This is a genomic window from Tenacibaculum sp. AWR4_210, assembly GCF_056160945.1.
Window position 1 is genome coordinate 38,396 of the sequence record NZ_JBSWYF010000003.1, and the last position, 18,623, is coordinate 57,018.

General features: G+C 35.8%; 16 protein-coding genes. All 16 read right to left on the bottom strand.

Going from position 1 to position 18,623, the window contains the following annotated elements; genetic code table 11:
* Nucleotides 1–16 precede the first annotated feature (16 nt).
* Nucleotides 17–208, bottom strand: coding sequence for a hypothetical protein (locus ACXAG7_RS06100; RefSeq protein WP_476666291.1), 192 nt, complete (start codon nucleotides 206–208; stop codon nucleotides 17–19).
* Between the two features lie 12 nt (nucleotides 209–220).
* Complete coding sequence (locus ACXAG7_RS06105) at nucleotides 221–1,324, bottom strand: hypothetical protein (RefSeq protein ID WP_476666292.1); 1,104 nt, start codon at nucleotides 1,322–1,324, stop codon at nucleotides 221–223.
* A gap of 262 nt (nucleotides 1,325–1,586) precedes the next feature.
* On the bottom strand, nucleotides 1,587–3,581 hold the full coding sequence (locus ACXAG7_RS06110; RefSeq protein ID WP_476666293.1) for a hypothetical protein: 1,995 nt from the start codon (nucleotides 3,579–3,581) through the stop codon (nucleotides 1,587–1,589).
* 10 nt (nucleotides 3,582–3,591) lie between these two features.
* Entirely contained in the window at nucleotides 3,592–5,790 is a 2,199-nt protein-coding gene (locus ACXAG7_RS06115) for a hypothetical protein (RefSeq protein WP_476666294.1), read from the bottom strand.
* A 2-nt stretch (nucleotides 5,791–5,792) separates the two neighbouring features.
* A complete protein-coding gene (locus ACXAG7_RS06120) occupies nucleotides 5,793–10,094 on the bottom strand; it encodes a phage tail tape measure protein (protein ID WP_476666295.1) in 4,302 nt (1,433 codons plus the stop codon).
* Nucleotides 10,069–10,674, bottom strand: a complete 606-nt coding sequence (locus tag ACXAG7_RS06125) for a hypothetical protein (RefSeq protein WP_476666296.1) — start codon at nucleotides 10,672–10,674, stop codon at nucleotides 10,069–10,071. Before ACXAG7_RS06125 ends, ACXAG7_RS06120 begins: the two co-directional genes overlap by 26 nt.
* A complete protein-coding gene (locus tag ACXAG7_RS06130; protein WP_476666297.1) occupies nucleotides 10,671–11,114 on the bottom strand; it encodes a hypothetical protein in 444 nt (147 codons plus the stop codon). The genes ACXAG7_RS06125 and ACXAG7_RS06130 overlap by 4 nt, the downstream gene beginning before the upstream one ends.
* 17 nt (nucleotides 11,115–11,131) lie before the next feature.
* A complete protein-coding gene (locus ACXAG7_RS06135; protein WP_476666298.1) occupies nucleotides 11,132–12,007 on the bottom strand; it encodes a hypothetical protein in 876 nt (291 codons plus the stop codon).
* A 4-nt stretch (nucleotides 12,008–12,011) separates the two neighbouring features.
* Nucleotides 12,012–12,536: a hypothetical protein gene (locus tag ACXAG7_RS06140; RefSeq protein WP_476666299.1), complete on the bottom strand. Its 525-nt coding sequence runs from the start codon at nucleotides 12,534–12,536 to the stop codon at nucleotides 12,012–12,014.
* Nucleotides 12,530–13,117, bottom strand: a complete 588-nt coding sequence (locus ACXAG7_RS06145) for a hypothetical protein (protein ID WP_476666300.1) — start codon at nucleotides 13,115–13,117, stop codon at nucleotides 12,530–12,532. Before ACXAG7_RS06145 ends, ACXAG7_RS06140 begins: the two co-directional genes overlap by 7 nt.
* An 8-nt stretch (nucleotides 13,118–13,125) precedes the next feature.
* On the bottom strand, nucleotides 13,126–14,403 hold the full coding sequence (locus ACXAG7_RS06150) for a major capsid protein (protein ID WP_476666301.1): 1,278 nt from the start codon (nucleotides 14,401–14,403) through the stop codon (nucleotides 13,126–13,128).
* Nucleotides 14,403–14,765 (bottom strand): hypothetical protein, encoded by a 363-nt coding sequence (locus ACXAG7_RS06155; RefSeq protein WP_408044202.1) that lies wholly within the window; start codon nucleotides 14,763–14,765, stop codon nucleotides 14,403–14,405. The genes ACXAG7_RS06150 and ACXAG7_RS06155 overlap by 1 nt, the downstream gene beginning before the upstream one ends.
* Nucleotides 14,766–14,778: 13 nt before the next feature.
* Nucleotides 14,779–15,384, bottom strand: a complete 606-nt coding sequence (locus tag ACXAG7_RS06160) for a hypothetical protein (protein ID WP_476666302.1) — start codon at nucleotides 15,382–15,384, stop codon at nucleotides 14,779–14,781.
* Nucleotides 15,385–15,420: 36 nt separating this feature from the next.
* Complete coding sequence (locus tag ACXAG7_RS06165) at nucleotides 15,421–15,726, bottom strand: hypothetical protein (protein ID WP_476666303.1); 306 nt, start codon at nucleotides 15,724–15,726, stop codon at nucleotides 15,421–15,423.
* Entirely contained in the window at nucleotides 15,713–17,107 is a 1,395-nt protein-coding gene (locus ACXAG7_RS06170; protein ID WP_476666304.1) for a phage portal protein, read from the bottom strand. Before ACXAG7_RS06170 ends, ACXAG7_RS06165 begins: the two co-directional genes overlap by 14 nt.
* Entirely contained in the window at nucleotides 17,107–18,597 is a 1,491-nt protein-coding gene (locus tag ACXAG7_RS06175) for a PBSX family phage terminase large subunit (RefSeq protein WP_476666305.1), read from the bottom strand. The genes ACXAG7_RS06170 and ACXAG7_RS06175 overlap by 1 nt, the downstream gene beginning before the upstream one ends.
* Nucleotides 18,598–18,623 lie beyond the last annotated feature (26 nt).

Here is an 18,623-nt window from a genome sequence, read left to right on the forward strand (position 1 = left end):
TTCGGGGGTTTATAGTTTAAGATTTCTTTTCACTGACAGTTAATGGCTCTAAATGAATCATCGATTGCTTAACATGAACGGCCTCGTCTAAGCTAAATACACCAGCTCTCTGTGCTTTTTCCGCTACACTAAACAAAATTCTTAAAGATTCCTGTTGATCCTTGTTTAACTCTACTACATTCGTTTTTTTATTAACTTCCGTCTTCATTTATCTTGATTATTAAATTTTCGTTGCGTTTATCTTTAGCCATTCACTTGAAGATATCCTTATGTACATTGCTTCAGAACCCGGATTTTTATTGACTAAAATTGTCTTAATAGGATTTTTTGAAGAAGGATAATGTACGTTTAACGCAGCGCTATTTAAAGCACCGCCTAACGTAACAACATGAATATTTGGGATGTTTCCAACGTAAGCAAAACCACTATCATTGTTGAGTTGGCTTGTTTTTGTTGGAATTTTAGAGAGTATCCAATCTTTCCTTACCACTTTATTTCCGGGACCATTGTCCATTTGTGCCATTGATTCTAGAATCAAGATTGGATTCCTTGCCTGAATGGTGTCTTCAAAGAATACTGGTGCCTCGAATTTTACTTCCTCGGAAACGGAACCTGCTTGGAATTTCAAATACCTATCATCATGATGGTGATTCAATAACGAATACCTACCATCAATATTTACTGAGCTCGTTTTCGAATCATTTAAAACAGCCGTAAAAGTACCGTTGGCAGTATTGAAATTTAAACCATTTAGAAATACATCAGCGGTATCCCCTAAATCAGTAAAAGGCGCAGTCAAAGTTGTTCCGTCAATCTTGGTTAAGGTTAGTATCTTATTCCTATCTCCTGTAATCGCAATAGATAAAATATCTCTATTGAGAGAGCTCTGAAGGTTCGTGATTTTACTAATAGGCAATTCCGGAATAAAACCTAGACCAATCTTCACGTTTGAATCAAGTCCTAAATAGCCATTCGCAACATTTTTCTCGGATTTTAGTTGTAACCCGTTTAGCGAAGACTGTAAATTTGTAATCTTACTTATTGGCAACTCAGGAATAAAAACTTCATTAATTTTTTTATTGGCACCTAGCCCTAAATATCCATTAGCGATATTCCGTTCTGAACGTAATTGGAACTTGCTTAAATCTGGACTTTGCAACGGAAATTTAACTGCTTTTTTCTTCTTTGGAGAGTATACTGGAATCAACATTCCATCCTCATACCCATCATTGTCCTCTAACAAATTAATAGGCTTTGACTTTTTACTTTGATTTTGTAAATAGTCATGTATTTCTTTTATCTTTTCTTCAACTCCTTTCGACATAACTCACTGCATTACACAAATATAACCAATTATTTAAAACTGATCTAAATAACGGATTTAATTTATTATCATTCAACATTTTCTTAACTTTATACTATGTTATTTTGGTTGGTCTTAGCGTACTTATTTATCCGTGGCGGAATGTTTATTTCTAAAGCTTTCGTCAACAATTTCCCTGTTGATTCATACAGAGAAAGTGAATCCAACATCACAATAAATAACTACCATCTTCATATTACTGAGAATCAATTACAGGAATTCACTAATAAGAAATAAACCCATCTGACTCGCCAAGGATCAAACTTGGAATATCAATAGCATAACTACTGTCCGGTTTCACAAAAGAATTCACATTATAGCCACTGCCAGCCTTTATCAATTTGGCTTTCAATGTGTATAGATTACTGACTCCTTGCCTTTCCGATTCTGGTTTTTCGGCAACCTTATAACTAACACCGTTAATAATTAAATTACTATGGTATGTAGCTAATTCCACTTTCTTTTTCAATTCTTTTGTTAAAGGCAAAAACTCAAAAGTATCTCCCTCATAATACTCAGCACTAATTAAACTCACTTGACTATCTCCTTTGTGGATTTCCGATTCTGAAATTGAAGTATCAATGATGTTGGCGACGGGAATTCTCAACACATGGTTTATCCCAGTCTCATAGAATACATCATCATTTTTATCATTAAAATATCGTATTTCAACACATTCAGCATGTACTTTCTTAATCTCTAATAACTCAGATACCCATTCCTTCTTTGGCAATTTGGGGTCCTCAAGAACAACCTTTACTCTCAAGTTTTTGTTTTCATAATCGGAACAATCTAACTTAAACTCATAGAGATTAAATGGCCTTAAATCGTAAATACTTTTCACCTTTGTTACTATGGGAGAACCTTTGTAATTGTAGTCTACTTCAACCACTTCTGCCCTTTTAATTTCATCAAAAAGAACACTCTTTATTTCCAATGCTCCAACCTTATCCAACTGAATAACGCTTCCAACTCGATACCAAGATGGACGAGAACCATTAAGCTCGTAACTTCCTATTGCAGTGCCACTATCATATCCGTATTTACTTCCCGAAGTAAAATATATACCGGCCTTTCCATTTGGCCTCTGGTACACAACACAATCTCTATAATCCTTGAGACCTAAATACTCTCTTGGCTTGGTAACTAACAAGGGCTGTTCACCTGCAGAACTCAACACAAAAGCCTTAACAGTATCATAATTGGTCCTAAGCTGTGTCGTTAGAACGTCATTGGTTTGAAATCGCTGAATTTCATAATGTGATATTGCATCATTACTTTCGTTAGATAGTGTATTTTCATCAGTCTTGAAGACCTTAATTCCGTCCCAGACCTCTCTTTGCGCGTATCGTATAGAATTTGCTTTAGGAATATGATAGTACGGTGATTTACTCACCAACTCCTTTACTTCAAACTGTTTGGTAACTTGGCATCCGAACTGATCTCTTACATACCCCCAATATTTGCCATCGGCAACATTGTCAAAAACGTTATTGGAAGAGAAATCGACACCGTTAATTGAATATTCTAGAACTAGACCTGTAGTCCCGTTTAAAGAACTATAATTTACTGTTACAGATTTACCTAAAACTGAAACACCTAAGTTCATTTCAAGCAATCTAGGTGGTGTTTTAATAACTGTACTTACAATCTGGTTTAGCGCAGTACTCCTCGCTGTAAAAGTGAATGTTTCACCACGCAAAAAACTAAAAACAACAGGGGTAACTGAATTGTCCTTTACAAATGGGGATGTTATTTTATCTACCAGATGACTCGTTGAAATAGTTACGTTCACTTCTGAGCACACATTACTACCTCGGGAAATAGTGGCACTATTAAGGACTAGAGTAGGAATATTACTATTCTGATTAGTCTTCTTAAAAACGACTCCTGGATTCATGCTACTCTCATTCTTGAATATCAAATTGTCAACATTAGATTGAATAATAACCTTTCCGGGCTCCACAGATTCAGTAAGAACCTCCAAAACATCAAGCCCCTTAATCCCCTGAGCATAATTCAATGCGTCATAATTTGGGCGCTTAAACGGCTGAAAACTTTCATGAATAACATCGTTCGGAGTTCCTAACTGGTTATGATGCGGATCTATCCATGTTACTGAAAAGTCCTTTATTTTACCATCTAATTCAGTTTGAAACTCAATTCTATCATTTAGGTTCATTTTGGGTAATGTTACCTCCAATATACTTCTTGCCATTCTCCTACATTTATTTATTTGCTAACAACACCTTCCAAGTGCCTTTTCCTGATTCCTTGACCTCGAACATATACCCATAGCGGTAGATGTCTTCAGCAACTTTAAATTTTACTATTCCATAAAACACATATCTCTCCTCTCCATCTATCACTACTTTACTTCGAAGTTTTTTACTCAATGAGAAATCTACCTTGTGAGTGAACTTAGCCCAATAGGGTTGAAATTTAGCACGTCCATAACTCTTTACTTGCTTAGCTCCTCCCTCATGTAATAAAGAGCTACCTTTCTCTTGGGACTTCAAATTAACATTGCAATTCGCGCTAGTATAACGAATATAGCTCTCCGGATAACTGAATAAACTACTCGCTAAGAAAAGACTTCTTCTATCCCTCATTCGCCCTGGTGTAAACCTTAAATTCGTCGCTGTATTCGGATCATAAACCCCCTCTGGTTCTAACTCAAAATCATCCTGCCATTTTCTTTCCAAAAGAATATAATCTGAACCTTTTTTTGTGTCTAAGAAAAATGAATCTAGATCATACTGAGTATCTGCCTGTGGATGAGTTTTCTTATGTTTTCTTCTGGCAAACTCAACAGCTGAAGAATCAGCACGAACTTTAGACAACAATGTGTAATCCTTTTCGATATTATCCAGCTCATTTGTATACGAAACTTTTCCGTTGTACTCACCGATTCCCGTAGCTTCTTCATAACCATCCCCTCCCTTTTCGTATCCAAATGTGTAGCCTGAGTACACAAAATCAATGGCTGGAGAAATTTCCAAATCTTCAACAATGTTCGGTAATTCAACAGTAACACTTGACATGTAAAAAAAATCTAGCCCCTCAATACGAACTCGCTCTTTGAAACCTATCTTTTCTATCATAGTCCCAATACCACACGTAGCGTTCAAACTTGTTTTTAAATCCTTAAAAGATATCGACGCTCGCTTATCGTCTTTTGCCGAATTAAACCCTCGAATTGCAAGGCCATTCGTTACCGCTACACCTCCAAATATGCCGTCTTTTTTATATCCATACTCTTTTCTACCAAACAATTCAGAATAAAATATTTTAGGTTTACCGGTGATGATTTCAATTTGTTTTTCCAAAACATCATGTATATAGATACACGGAGCTTTAGTCGTCTCTACTACGGAATCCTCTGAAATAATAACTGAACCATCAGCATTATAAAAGTCATGTTGGAAGAACCCAGGATCGTCACGGAAAAGCCCGCCTCCTCCGAAGACTCCTCCTGTTACACAAATTAATGCCATACTATCGCCTTTTTCTAACAAAAGACTCTCGTTAAGCGAGAATGACACCTTCCTTTTATTATGATTTAATGGAGCGGGGTCAACATATAACTCAATATCCCTTTTAGTGTTAAACTCTAAACCTCCTTTATAGATTCTAAATATGATCTTTAAATACTCTGCGCCTTTGGGGTCATCTATTAATACAGGGTTAATCCAGCAGGACATATCTATGATTACTTTCAATTTCTTTTTCCTATCACTATTAAGATAGAAAATTTGACTTGAATCTGGTTTATTAGTTGATTTATCAAACTCACTTACACTAGGGGTAACAATATGCTCTTTATCTGAATTACTCTCTATTTTAAACGGAAAATGAGCTATTGCCATTCTTGTATTTCCTCGAGTCTTGATACGAGTTTTTGTTACTGAACTTCCAGCTTTAATTGTACTCTTCAAAAATATTTTCCTTCCCTCTAAAGCGATAGTTTGCTTCAAAACAGGATTAATATTATTTCCGTACAAGTCAATTACTCTGTTGTATTCTAAATTCTGCCCTCCTTTTGACTTTACCACTTTTGCAATTCCCCCCTCTTCAATTTTTACTGATAAAATCCCCTTCTTATCCTTAAATTTAATCAAGTCTAAAAAGTAGACATCTTGGTAAAAGTCAAAGGAATTTGTAGGATTTTCTTTAACTATTGTGTAACGTATTTTAGCTTTTTCTCCGTATAATTTAATCGTCTGAAGAATATACTCTCGTCCAACTCCAAAAAACCTTACATCTTTGGCATTCTTAGATATAAATTCGTTGTCATCTTTACTCCTGGTAATTTGCTTGTCAGCACTTTTCCAACCTTTAGGCTCTTCAATTAATTTCGGTTTCGAATCCCCTTCATACTGCAAATAATGTTGCTCTATATCTCTATTCAATGTTATCAAGCTCATAACTAAAACTTTGTGTATTCTTGTGGTATTTCGACGTTAATATTGTTAACAGTTTTGGCGCCGAGCAGACTTGAATTGATAGCCCCAACTATATCTCTTTTTAAATTATGATTATTGTTTTCAATAGCCTTAGCTATAACAGTTTCATTCATCTTTTGAACTGTAACCATCTCTTGGTAATTCCTTGCTTTTCTTGCCTGATTATTTAAGCCAGAAATTGTCATTTTGTCAAAAATATTCTGATAATAAGCAACCTTACTTCCTTTTGAATAGTACGTGTCTACATCCTTATGAACAACATCATCGGCTTCCAAATATGTCAAAGTCGGAATGTTGGGAGTTAAATATGCCCTTCCATCTTTCTTTTCAATTACCTCATGAACAAAACCATCTCCTACCTCGGCAATTTCATTTTTACCCTTGCCACGACCTGTTTTGTACTTTGGTATTGGTTGAGCTAGAATTGTCGCCATTTGTGCCGCCCCCATAGCCCCAACAATCCAAGCCAATGGGATACCAAAAAACCCAGCTTCCCCTATTGTTTTGGTAATGGCTTGAGCTGTATTTATACTAGCTTGAGCAAATGCACTTGCTTTATTGAAAATCGCTTTCTTTCTTTGCTCAGACCTTTTCTTTTTCTCTAACTTATCCCTCTCTAAATCCCTTTTCTTTTCAATATTTTCACGCTTTTGGCCTGTGACATATTCATTCTCCAGAATCTTATTGTACTTGGTGTCATGAGCGGAAATCTCATCATCAATTTTCTGAATATTTGAATCAAATAAAGCCCCGGAAAGGTCACTTAGTACTGAATTTAGCTGTGAGGAAATCTGAGCTATTTTATTAACCTTCTCCTTGGTCTTTTGTATCTCAGTTTTATTCTTTTCCAAGAAATCTGTTAGAGATAAATCTGAAATCTGCCTCTTTAGTTCCGCAAGCTTTGCCTCATTTTTGGCTCTTTCGACAGCACTAAGCTTATCAGAAGTTAAAAGTTTTTCAATAGCTCCTACTTGCGTATTTAAGGCATCTAGTGCGTACTTTTTCTTTATTTCCGCTATCCTTCGTTCACGTTCCTCGACAGCATTCTCGTGATTAGCATAAACCCCTTCCTTCTTCTCAAAAGCTTTATTTACGTTTTCAAGCTCATTCTGGAGTTCCTTTTCTTTCTCGAACTTTTTCTTTTCTGCTAGATCAACAATTCTTTTGAACTCAATTTCGTCCTCCTTATCCTCCTTATTCTTAGTAATAGCCTTCTTCTTAGCTTCGTACTGCTTAATTACAAGCAACTCTTCATTTCCTAATTTGTCAAGGAACGCCTTTTTCTCTTCGCCATCTTTTAAATACTGAACGACCTCTTCTCTAATAAACCCCTTTCTAATGGCTAGTTTATTAACAGCCGTCTCAAATGCGAGTTCTTCTTCTAACTTACTTGACTTCTTCAACGCTAAGAGTCGCTCCTTTTCCGACTTCTTGGTGTTTTCGATAATTTCCTTTTGAAAGGAAATATCCTGAGCTATTAAAAACTTCTTCAAGTTGAAAGTCCCATTCAATCGTTTCACCCTCTCAGATTCCAACTTCCTTTCCAAATCACCGGTCTTCTTAATAGCTTTGGTTACACCTGTAATTTGCTTTAATTCTCTTTTATAAGCAGCTATTTTTTTACGAGTCTCCTTGATTTCATCAGCTTTCTTTTTAGTTAGATTTTCATATCCATTTTTTGTTAGACTTTTTAATCTCGCTTCCTGCTCTTTTATTTGAGCTGTTAATTTTCGAACAATAAGAACTTCATCAGCTTTACTTTTCGCCTCTTTAATACTAGCTGTTTTTTGCTTTTGCCTTGCGTTTTTAACACCTGTTATCGATGCTATTAAATCTTCATTTTTCTCAATACTTATAGTTGTTTCAGCAATTTCTTTCTTTATACTTTCTTCTTTTTCCCCAAAGGCCAACTCTTGCCTCTTAGTTAATTTAGTTTCTGCTATCCTGATTTTGTTCATTTTACTCATCGTAGTAGTCACTTTATACAACTCACCGTTTACCTTTTTATAAGCACTACCTAAACTCCTGACACTAACCACATTCCCATTTTCCTTAGACAGCTCATTAAAGGCCGATAGTTCTTTTTTTAGATTCTTCAACGAGTTTTGCAATTCATCATTCTGTATTTTTGCCTTCAGAGTAGTATTTGAGTTTTGAAGCTTAATGAACTCTCTAACCTTTTTACCGTTAATCTCTACGGAATCCCCTAAATCATTGATTCCAGAAACTACGCCAGGTATATCTGTTGCAAGCTTGTTTACTATTTTATTGAATTCTTTTTGCTCCTGGACATTTAGATTCGTTTTTGATTTTAGCACATCATATCGGTCTATCATTTCTTCCAACTCATTGTTTGCCTTACTGGTTTTCTCTGCTTGTTCTAAAAACTCATCATTCCCCTTATTTAATTCTTGTGCAACCTGTGCTGAACTTCTACTTAACTTTTCGAACAACGCAACTAACCCTGTGATGGCAAACAAAGCAATTCCCAAGGCATTCGCTCTTAAAACTTTATTTAGCTTTCCAAAGGCTAATGCCGTTTTACTAACCCCTTTTGCAGAAGCCAAAGACGCAGTCCTTGACAATATGAATTGATGATTCATTAAACTCGTTTGGACCCGAGATAAATAAACCATTAATCTGTATGCTATATACGCAGAGGTAACAACCTTTAAAGAGTTTAGAATTTGAGAAAGGTTACTTGAAAGGTACTTTATTGCATTAGACAGTTTTCCAGAATAATTCGATGATTCGTTCAACTGAAGAATATATCCCTCCCATGCTGATTTCAACAACTGTAGTGAGCCATCAAGAGTATTCAATTCCTTTTCAGCCATGGTTTTTGCAGTACCACCAGCATTTTGTAATTCAACATCTAATTCTTTAGCCTTTTCTATATTTTTCGCCAATACTGAGGCGGAAACAGCAGCTTTTTTTCCAAATTGATCATTGGCTTCTGTTAATCGGTCTTGACTCTTCTTAATTTCTTCAATGATTTCAGAATATTTTAAACCTTTTCCAGCACTATCTATAAAAATATTTCTAAGTGAAGTTGAAGAGGAAGATACATCAATACCTGCATCAGATAATTTTCCCATCAAAGCGACTAGTCTTGTGAATCGAATTCCTGCTTCATTAGCCGCTCCTGCAACAATTGGAATCCCTGTTTTAAGCTTTTCGAAATTCAATGCACTTTTAGCCGTTGCTAAAGACATGATATCTAAAACCTTCGGCGCATCTGTAGTGCTTAATTCATCAAATGTCTTTATAACTGCACCTGTTAACTCTGCGGTTTCATCTAACTTGGCATTCATCGCTATCGAGCCCTCTATAGATGGTTCTGTTAAAGCTATAATTTCCTTTTGCTTAAAACCTAATCGAGCATAAGCTATCTGTAATTGAGTAACTTCATTTGCTGTTTTGACGGTCTCGCTCCCTAATCTTACAGCATCGTCTGTCAACGCCTTTATTTCTTTACGTTCGACCTGCAGAACAGAAGCCAAGGTTGCATTTGCCTTTTCAAAATCTTTGACTATCCTAAGGGCATCTTTCATCACTTGAACATAGAGAAAAGCACCTCCAACCAGACCTAAAGCAGAAGCCATATTTTTTGCTGCAGCACTTGCCGATTGCATGGCCTTTCCGTAGTTACCTACATTCCTTTGAAATTGTCCGACATTCGCGTCAACTCGCTTCAATGCTGAATCTAATTTGACTATTTGATCACGTAGCCTTTTGGCATTTTTAGACGTCTCTCCTTCAACTAAAGCAACATCCTTGTATCTTCTTCTTAGTTTTGTTAATCGGACAGATAACTTATCATATTCAGAAGACAACTTTGAAGACAAAACAGCTGATTCCCGCTTACCCCTATTTAATAATCTTTGTTCGTAGCGCTCCTTTTCTGTAAGCCTAATTCCTGATCTTTGGACCTGTTGCTTCTTCTTAGATAGATCAATTTGCTTCCTTTCCGTGTCTATTTTTGATTGCTCTAGTTTATGCAGAGCTGTTTTGGCTAGAGTTACCTTCTTGGATAACTCCGCTTCTTTTTTCAAAGTATTGAGTAAATCTTTTCGGTTTGGTGCATTTTTCAATTTCTTAGCCACCTCCAACTGAGCTAAAGCCGATTCCTTCATCGCTTCAAAAACCTTTTTAGTTCTCTCAATCTCCTCGATACCCGGCTTTAAACTTTCGGCTATTCTTTCTCCAATTGTGAAAATACGCTCATCAATTGTTTCTTTAAATTCTATCTTCCCCTTTGCCATTCTCCAACATCTTCATCTTCTGATTACCCAACTTCAACAACGCACAATACTGCATCATGGTAATAGTATTCGTATCTATAAATCCTGCACCGGTAATTATTCCATAACTCAGTATAACTTCATCTATATTACCTTTTTCTAATCCTTCCGGTTCCTCCTGAGAAACCAATAACTCTAATTCGTTCTGGTATTTTTTCAACCTAACTAACTCAGACTCGTTGTTCGATAATATTCGCTTTAAATCGATATTATAATCTCCTGCAGAAAAACTATAACCTTCTGCCTCTAACGCTTCAATAAGTTCACTATCTTTTCTTGAGAGGTCCATAAAAAGAGTATCGAGCACTAGGTCAATTGCTTCCTTTTTTCTGATGGTAGATTCAATGTTTCGAATCAATTCGAAAACCCTCTTCTTCTGGTTATTTTGAGTTAATTCTTCAAACTCATGCTCAATATTCTCAAACCTTTTCTGTAAAGTTTCTGAATCTAAATCATTTTCATCAGTAATGAGTTCATACTTCCCAGATTCTGAAATCTGAAAATAAAGCTTAATCGGTATTGTATCTGCTGTATATATCACCCTATCAATTTCTCTCTAAAATACCTTGTAAAAAAAGGCAGTAGTCTAGTTTCTACCACCTTTTGTATGTCTTTTTCTTGAAGACCAAAAATGTTTTCTGACATCAAATTTTGAAGAACCTCCTTTCTTTTTGAATCTTTGGTGTCGAAAAACACACTATCTTTTTCTACCTTGGCAAATAATCCGTCTAAAAAATCCCCGGAATCCAATAAGTCGAAAGGTTCTCCCCTCTTCTTTTTACCATCTGTCAATATTTCTGTCATGGGTGAGTAAAAACCAATTGGATTTCCAAAAACATCTTCACTTTCATCATGTAGAGTAGCTCTGTTGTAAGCCGCCAATTCCTCCTCTAAAGACCTAATGAATTTGTACAGATCATTTCTAATTTTCTTCCGAGTGAGCTTCTTTGCTCTTTGTTGAAACTCAAATATATTTGCCATTGCAGACGCAACCTTAATTAGTTAGTGGCAACCTCAATTTTCAACAGGTCTACTACTTCAAACATAATATTTGGCTTTATATCCACACCTAACATTCCCACAGTAAAACCACTAGCGAAACCTGTTCCTTTGATTTCGTATGTTCCGTTTGAAGGCTCAAAGGTTATCCCGGTTGGACGAACATTCTTTCCAGAAGTATTGTTAAGGAATATTTTCTTTGTGTCTAAATCTTTAACCAAAGCTCCTTCCGAGTAGGCTTTAAAAACGATTGAAGTGGCACTAGCATGAATTTGCTTTAATTCAACATCGAAGATTCCTTCTAAATCTTCTTTGGTTAGATTGCTTTTAGTTACAACCGCTCTCTCTACATCCGTTTTTGAATCAAAAACAATTTCCCCTTTTACGTATGGAACTTTCTCTTTGGTAGCACGTAAACGAGTCACATTGATTGAAGTAATTTTTCTTCCTCGTACCTTTACTCCATCTGTATCGTAGACACCTGAATAATCGCCATCCTGGTTATATTCAAACAACTCGTTATACTCACTCTCCTCATAGGATTGCAACGCATTGAATGCAGGAATTGAAATGTAACATTCGAAAGTGATTTTTTCGACTCCATTTTCAATTACTTTCGAAAATGAACCGCTTTCAAATTTCTTGTCTTCAGTACTTGCATCGGCCAACTCGTGCACTTCAAATAACGGAACTAAGCTTTTAGCTCCAATTGCTTCTCGAAATTTATCTCTATTCTCAAAGTCTGCCACTGATGCAAAAGCAAATCCATTTGACAACACAGGAATTCTTAACTTACTTTCAAGGGCTTGTCTCTTAAAACCCGTATTCTTGTACTTTTTTTTATCTTTTTCGTACAAATTGATATATGTACCCATAATTTTAATTTTTGAAATAATGATTATTGTGAATTGAGTAATTCAAATCAAAGGTGAAGCTCATAAAATGATAAGGTTGCATGTCTATCAAGGATGTTTCGTACCCTTTTAACACACTTTGTCCCTTTACAACTCTCAAATCTTCTAATCCTTTACATTTTAAAAGTTCCAAAACTTTAATTCTAGCCTCTTCGTCCAAACGATGTTTTCTTTCCTTGTAAACCTTTTCTAAATTCAATAAAAAGACGACAGTGACCTCAGTTACTAATTGACTAAATCTTTCAATCGTTTTTTCGGAATCTATGAAAAAGAATCTTCCATTTGATTTTGAATCATTAATCACTAGTGCATCCATATAGTCCCTTTCTTCGGAAAAGAGCATTAATCTATTACCTATTGATTCCGCTCTTCCAAATGCCTCTACTTTCCATTCTTTAATACCAGAATACAGGTAGTTCTGAATTTCTTGGATTCTTAAGTCTATACCGACAGGATTATCCAATTCATGCAAGTTCTGGTTAACTACCATCTATCTACTCCATTTATTTTAGGTTTAAGCAACACCTTTGGGAAAAGAATAGCTTTAAGCGCTTTTACAGACTGTAAATACTGATACTTTAACCCAACAGATGTAATCTTTCCATTGTCATTCTTAGTGCCTTCTAGCTCAATTTTAAGCTTCTGGTAGGATTTCTCCTTTTGCTTTACATTGATATTTACTCGTTGGGTGGTAACTGACAACTGAAGTACCTGGACCGCCATTGCCAGCATTAATGATTTGTCAAAACCTGACTGATACTTAGTAATCATATCATCATATTTTTTGCTGTAATCAGCCTTCAAGTTACTATCAAAGACATCCTCTAATACTCGATTAACGGCCTTCAACACCATTCTTCTCAAATACAGGTTAAATTCTACTTTGGTAATTTCTGGAATTGGCTGACTGTAAAAAATATCTTCAAGAGTAACCAATTCATGCCCGTCCTGATAAGCTTTTTCGTTCTCTTTGGCTTGTAAATCTGACTCAAGAATGGTAGCAAGCTCCCCGAAAGGAGCGCGCCACTTTATTCTTCGAACTAAAAGGTTTATGGAATCACTTGTGTACATAAAAACTCTTATGCTCCTAGTTTTTTACGCAACTCTGCTTCCTGTTCATCAGATAATTCGTTTATCTTCTTGATTAGCGTCTCATCTTTGATGTTAGACTTTACAGTTACGCCAAGTTCCTTAACAGCGTTGACAACTGAGGTTTTCACTAATTCTTTGTCCCAAATGGTAATCTTTGTGTCACCTTCCACCTCTCCGGAAGTAACCTCTTGAGCCTCTTCTGTATTTATATAAAAGAATGAATCAACATTCTGAAGAACAGGAATTACCAATGCTTGACCTGCAGTCTTCTCGCTGACTGGATCAGTAGTTCCTGATTTACTAATTAAAATATATTTGTTAGGCTTAGCATAGGATACTCCTTGTTGAGGAAAAGCTTCCTCCGCCAATGTACTATAAACCAAAGAACCTACTTTAATTCCTTTGGTCATAACTATCATGTTTGGAGTCCACCCCTGCGTAGTTGTGTTTTTACCATCCTTTTGATGAACAAATGTACGATCCACAACCCTTAATTCTAATTTCAACTTTTTCTTTATTACCACAGCTAAATGCTCTTCATCCAAAACTGGAATGCTATTGCCTACAAAATTCATATTAAAAGCATGTTGCTCTCTAATCTGCTTGTTTTGACACATTAATTCAACGGTATCTGAATTCATCCAAATATGAGTAGGTATTTCTCCTTTTGCTTTGGCTCCCTTCAATACTCTTCGTAAATCATCAATTGGCCTTGCCTCTTCAGAACTCCATTTAATAGAAGATCCAAATTGATTTGATCGGGGAATATTATAATCAATTCTAATACCATGTCCCACATTGGTTTCATCCTTGATCAAGGTATAACCTGAAGATAAACCTAATAAAAACGCCTCTTCAATAGTTTCTTTAATACCAAAAATACAGGACTCAACATCAGCGAATAGTTTTGTTGCTAACTGTTTTATCATCCCGGGCATACTCTTTAATATCCTGAGATTATTCATCTGCTTTTCATTCAAAACAAATTTCAAACCTATTTTAGGAATATCTCCAGTGGCGTTTTGAATCGCTCCTCTTGATTTCAATGGTAATGGAGAATCAAATGAAACTACATCGGCCGTCACGCGACTATAATTACCCGAGATTGAATCATAGGTCATATCAACAGAATAATCCTCTGTGAGCATTTGTTCATGAAGATATTTTGGCTCCTCTTTTGACCCATTTACCTTTTCATAATATGCTTTTGATACTTTTTTAAAGTACTTCTTAATAACATCTTTAAAATGTGATACACTTGTCATTAGTCAATCTGATTTTGGATACCTAATTTTTGAAGAACCGCCAATGACTCTGCATTGAACTTATATTTCAAGGTATTGTTATTAATAATTCCTAGAGTCATTACACCAACCGATGGTTTGGCTTTACTTGTAGTTGAAACTACAACTCCCACTAGTTTTTCATGTAATGATCCATCTACTGGTTGAGGCTTAAACACTCCTCTTTCCTTTATTACTCCATGGCCTGCATAGATATAATTATCTGGAAAACCTGTCGTATCTAATACAGTTCCTCCTTCCTTACCATGGATATACTTTTTGATAGCAATACTATCATTGCCTCCACGGAACATTTCTTTCTTTGTGCTTAGATCTAATTCCATTCTAATTTTAATTTTAATTTATAATATCCAAAATATCATCATCCGAAACCTCCACATCTCCAATTGGATTGGGAAGACCTTTATCTCCGATCTCCTTACTTACAATATCTTGACGAAATTTTGTAGTCTCTTCTAGCGCAGATTTAATTTGCTCCTCAATAGAGGTCTCTGAATCGACATCAATCAGTCGATTAAACCACTTTTCGTCTTTAAATTCAGTTGGAATCTCAGAATCTTTCCAAAGCTTTTTTGCCTCAGACAACTTTGAATCAACCAATGTTTTGGACTCTACAGCTTCAACTTTGGCAATGATCGTTTTAGCCCACTCAGGTACAACGTCGTCATCCTCTTCATTCGGCTTTTGCTCCTTTTTAGTGTTTTTCTTGTAAGTTTCAATCCCCTTTGTCATTCTGCGGTCAAAATCACTTTTGGCTTCGGGATTGTCCTTTAGAAAATCATCTAATGTCTTAGGCTTTTCGGTTTTGTGAAGTTTTTCTAGCTTAGCTACAACACCTTCAATATCACTTTCCTCTTCAATCGAAATGAAATTTACTAGCTCCTTGGTTAGACCTTTCGCTGAAAGTGCTAGCTCAAGTTTCTTTCTTAATTCTTCATTCATGATAATGTTAAATATTTAGATAATAATTATTTAGTACTAAATTACTCCTGCTTTACCTAACGGAGAAGCTTTTTGCATAACTATTCCGATAGGGTGAGTAAAATTTTGCTTTAATAGTTCGTAGATGCGTTTTTCACTAATAAACAGATGGTAGTTTGATAATTCCTTGACTGCTTGTGAAATTTTTATCTCTGGATCATTCTTTGGTAACCAGACTTCTAGAAAGTACCTGATATACTCAATTCTAGCCCCTAACAACTTAACATCTCTCTTCATACCCTGCGTCTTAAATTCTTTTTTGGCTGATATAGCCCTAACGAAATAATCTTTATTCCCCTTCATCCGGTTTCTTTTCAACTTTAACTGAACTCTTTTCTGCTTCAATCTTTTTCATTTCCTCATCGGTATTAGCTTTCCCAAGGAGTTCAATTGCGGTTTCTCGAGACATAATATTCCCTGTTACTGCCGTTGTAAGTGTAGTAACTAATCCAGCTAAATCGCTTGGAAGTATGCTTGAAAACTGAACATCGTAGTGAAGCCCCTCAGAGGCTTTTTTTAAGCTCATATCAACCTTAGTGGTAATTCCAGAAATAATAACATTGATAATTCTTTGAATATCTGTCCTGTTGTCGCCTTCATTCATTTTAGCCTTAAGAATAGATCCTAAGAACATTAACTCCAATGCTACTCCCGATACATTACCAATCCCTTTAAGGTTGTTGAAACTCAGGTTTGGAGTATCTGAAAGCGAGTAAATAAGGTTTTCTAAAGTTTTTTGCTCGAGCTCAACCGATTTGGGCGCATTGTCATGGGTCAAGAACTTTGCATCTCCAAACATTGGTTTGTCATCTTCATCGTACCCTAATGGAGCATTAAGCATTTTACCGTCAGAATCTCTATCCGGCATCCCTTGAACCTCTCCTTTGGTAAACAACAATGGAGAACCAGAATAGTTATTTGAAGCTCCTAATTTTGAAACAGAAGTTTCATACCTATCAATTAATTCCTTCACATCATCATATTCAGGTTGACTTTGACTAAAATAGATTACAGGAATTTTAGAAAAACTATGAGAGTCTCTTGACTCCAAAGTCCATGAGTTCGTTTTTTTGTACTTGTAAACTTTAGTTTCATCAAAAGCCCACAAGTTTTCTACATCTTTACCGTTTATCTTGGTTTTGAAGGACCAAACAAACAATACCATATCTCCAAACTCATCGAACACAGGCCAAAAGGAACCTGACTCATAGCTAAGCACCTTACATTTAATCTTATTCTCAGCGCCAGAAATTTTCTTAACATGAAAAACCAATGCGGATTGCGTCTCGCTCCTTTGATATTCCTTTATTTTCTGTAATTTAGAATCCAGACGGCATTCTTTCCATACATCTTCTACGGCTTCCGTCAATGCATTAACTTCTGAAGGCTTTAATACTACTGGATTTCCGAATTCAAAAGCAACACTCGTTCGAACAATTTTTTTATTGAACGAGATAGGGGTTCGAATCGCTTTAACTGTTCTGTCATTTCCATTCTCATCTTTAACTGTCTTGTCTTTTTGTGTAAAGCCAATTTGAGTATCTCGAATAGTTCTGTCTTTTTTGAAGTATTCTTTGTGTAAGTTTTCTAAAAACTCTTTATCCTTTTTCGCACTTGAAATCTTCGTTAATAAATCATCAGTTAAGCTCCCTGATTTAATTTTGTCTAATAGTTTCATCATCATTAAATATTAATTCCTAACTCGCCTAAACTTCTAGCTTTTGTTCTTCTGGTCTTCTTCTTCTTTCTTCCGGTGTATTTGTTGTATTGTTCTTTGTAGTATTCACATAAGAAATAGTCATCGGTATCGGTTAAGTGCCCGTATTTCTCGTAAGTTATTTTTGTAACTGGGTGTTTCGTTTTTTCCTTATGCTTTGTTCCGTCAGAGGCTTCCTTAACACTCTCGTAATCATCTATAGTCTTTGGGCATTTAGACGAGACGTAATACGATACTCCCGGTATATTGAATGCGAAAATGTCATTGATAAATTCCCCGCGATCATGTGGATTTGGGTTTTTGGTAGGTAACCTCCTAGTATACGAGTAATCATGGTCCTCCAAATAGTCCTCAACAATAGTGAAGAAATTCTGACCTTTCTCTAACTTGGCATCAGCCTTTAATGAAGTCCTGTCTCCGTAGATAAATATCTTCTTGTTATGATCTCTGTATTTCTTTACAAAAGCCTTAAGGGCGTGTCTTAAAGTGTTTCTTGGATGCTCAAGGCAGATTTCGTCGATTTTCCATGTGGCTAAACCTTCGCCTTGATATACTGAGAGTGATACATAAGGGTTCGTATTTTCATCAAAGGAAATATGTAATGGCAATTCTAAACTATATTCATTATCCTGAACATTATTCTCCGCTTTGAAAGATTTGTAGAACTCTCCACCACGATTAAGCTTACCCCAATTACCTAAAGCATAAATTGAAAAGAAGTTGTAATCAGTCTTCTTGTCTAGCTCGAAATCGGCTATAGTTTGTATGTCCTCAAATCCAAACTTCCCACATGGTGAACCAACAACCCAGAAGTTATTTAAATATGTGGATTTAATTACAACGAAGTTCGGAGGATAAACCTTTCCTTTTACCTTTACTTCCCCTCCTTCCCACTTCTCAGTTACATGAGTGTACTTTTCATCAATGTTAAGTCTTAAAACTCCATTGTGGTCCACTAGAGAATTAGAAAGCTCATTTCTCTCTTCGTTGTCGAATACTTTCTTCTTTATCCAATGCTCCTTGTCAATTGGATTAAACATGCAGATAATCTGCTGTCCTGCCATTCCTCTTAATCGCTTCCTTATCTGCTTAAAGTCCGCAAAATCGAATTCTGAGACTTCTTCCAATACAACTCTCTTAAAAGATGAGATTCCTTTAATCTTTTCGGGATCATCCAGACCTTTAAATACTATTTGTGCACCATTGATACACTTTATCTTCTTCGCTTGAATTATAAAGAAATGCTCAAGGTTCAAAGAATATATGATGTTCTTGAAATCCTTGTAAATAGTTTCGTCTATTGTCGCGGACACCTTCCGAAAAACTAAAGTATCTGACCCCTCAATTAAGGAAGCAATTATGATAATGGCTTGAGCTACTGAATACGACTTTGCAGAACTAGAGCCTCCATAACACCAAATAAATCTTCGATGTATGTTTCTCAACTCTTTCTCCAAATGATGAAAGTTTGGATTAAATAACT

Bases quoted from the DNA above. Each gene is read 5' to 3' on its own strand.
- ACXAG7_RS06100 (WP_476666291.1), bottom strand. From the start codon at position 208: ATGAAGACGGAAGTTAATAAAAAAACGAATGTAGTAGAGTTAAACAAG.
- ACXAG7_RS06105 (WP_476666292.1), bottom strand. From the start codon at position 1,324: ATGTCGAAAGGAGTTGAAGAAAAGATAAAAGAAATACATGACTATTTA.
- ACXAG7_RS06110 (WP_476666293.1), bottom strand. From the start codon at position 3,581: ATGGCAAGAAGTATATTGGAGGTAACATTACCCAAAATGAACCTAAAT.
- ACXAG7_RS06115 (WP_476666294.1), bottom strand. From the start codon at position 5,790: ATGAGCTTGATAACATTGAATAGAGATATAGAGCAACATTATTTGCAG.
- ACXAG7_RS06120 (WP_476666295.1), bottom strand. From the start codon at position 10,094: ATGGCAAAGGGGAAGATAGAATTTAAAGAAACAATTGATGAGCGTATT.
- ACXAG7_RS06130 (WP_476666297.1), bottom strand. From the start codon at position 11,114: ATGGCAAATATATTTGAGTTTCAACAAAGAGCAAAGAAGCTCACTCGG.
- ACXAG7_RS06135 (WP_476666298.1), bottom strand. From the start codon at position 12,007: ATGGGTACATATATCAATTTGTACGAAAAAGATAAAAAAAAGTACAAG.
- ACXAG7_RS06140 (WP_476666299.1), bottom strand. From the start codon at position 12,536: ATGGTAGTTAACCAGAACTTGCATGAATTGGATAATCCTGTCGGTATA.
- ACXAG7_RS06145 (WP_476666300.1), bottom strand. From the start codon at position 13,117: ATGTACACAAGTGATTCCATAAACCTTTTAGTTCGAAGAATAAAGTGG.
- ACXAG7_RS06150 (WP_476666301.1), bottom strand. From the start codon at position 14,403: ATGACAAGTGTATCACATTTTAAAGATGTTATTAAGAAGTACTTTAAA.
- ACXAG7_RS06155 (WP_408044202.1), bottom strand. From the start codon at position 14,765: ATGGAATTAGATCTAAGCACAAAGAAAGAAATGTTCCGTGGAGGCAAT.
- ACXAG7_RS06160 (WP_476666302.1), bottom strand. From the start codon at position 15,384: ATGAATGAAGAATTAAGAAAGAAACTTGAGCTAGCACTTTCAGCGAAA.
- ACXAG7_RS06165 (WP_476666303.1), bottom strand. From the start codon at position 15,726: ATGAAGGGGAATAAAGATTATTTCGTTAGGGCTATATCAGCCAAAAAA.
- ACXAG7_RS06170 (WP_476666304.1), bottom strand. From the start codon at position 17,107: ATGATGATGAAACTATTAGACAAAATTAAATCAGGGAGCTTAACTGAT.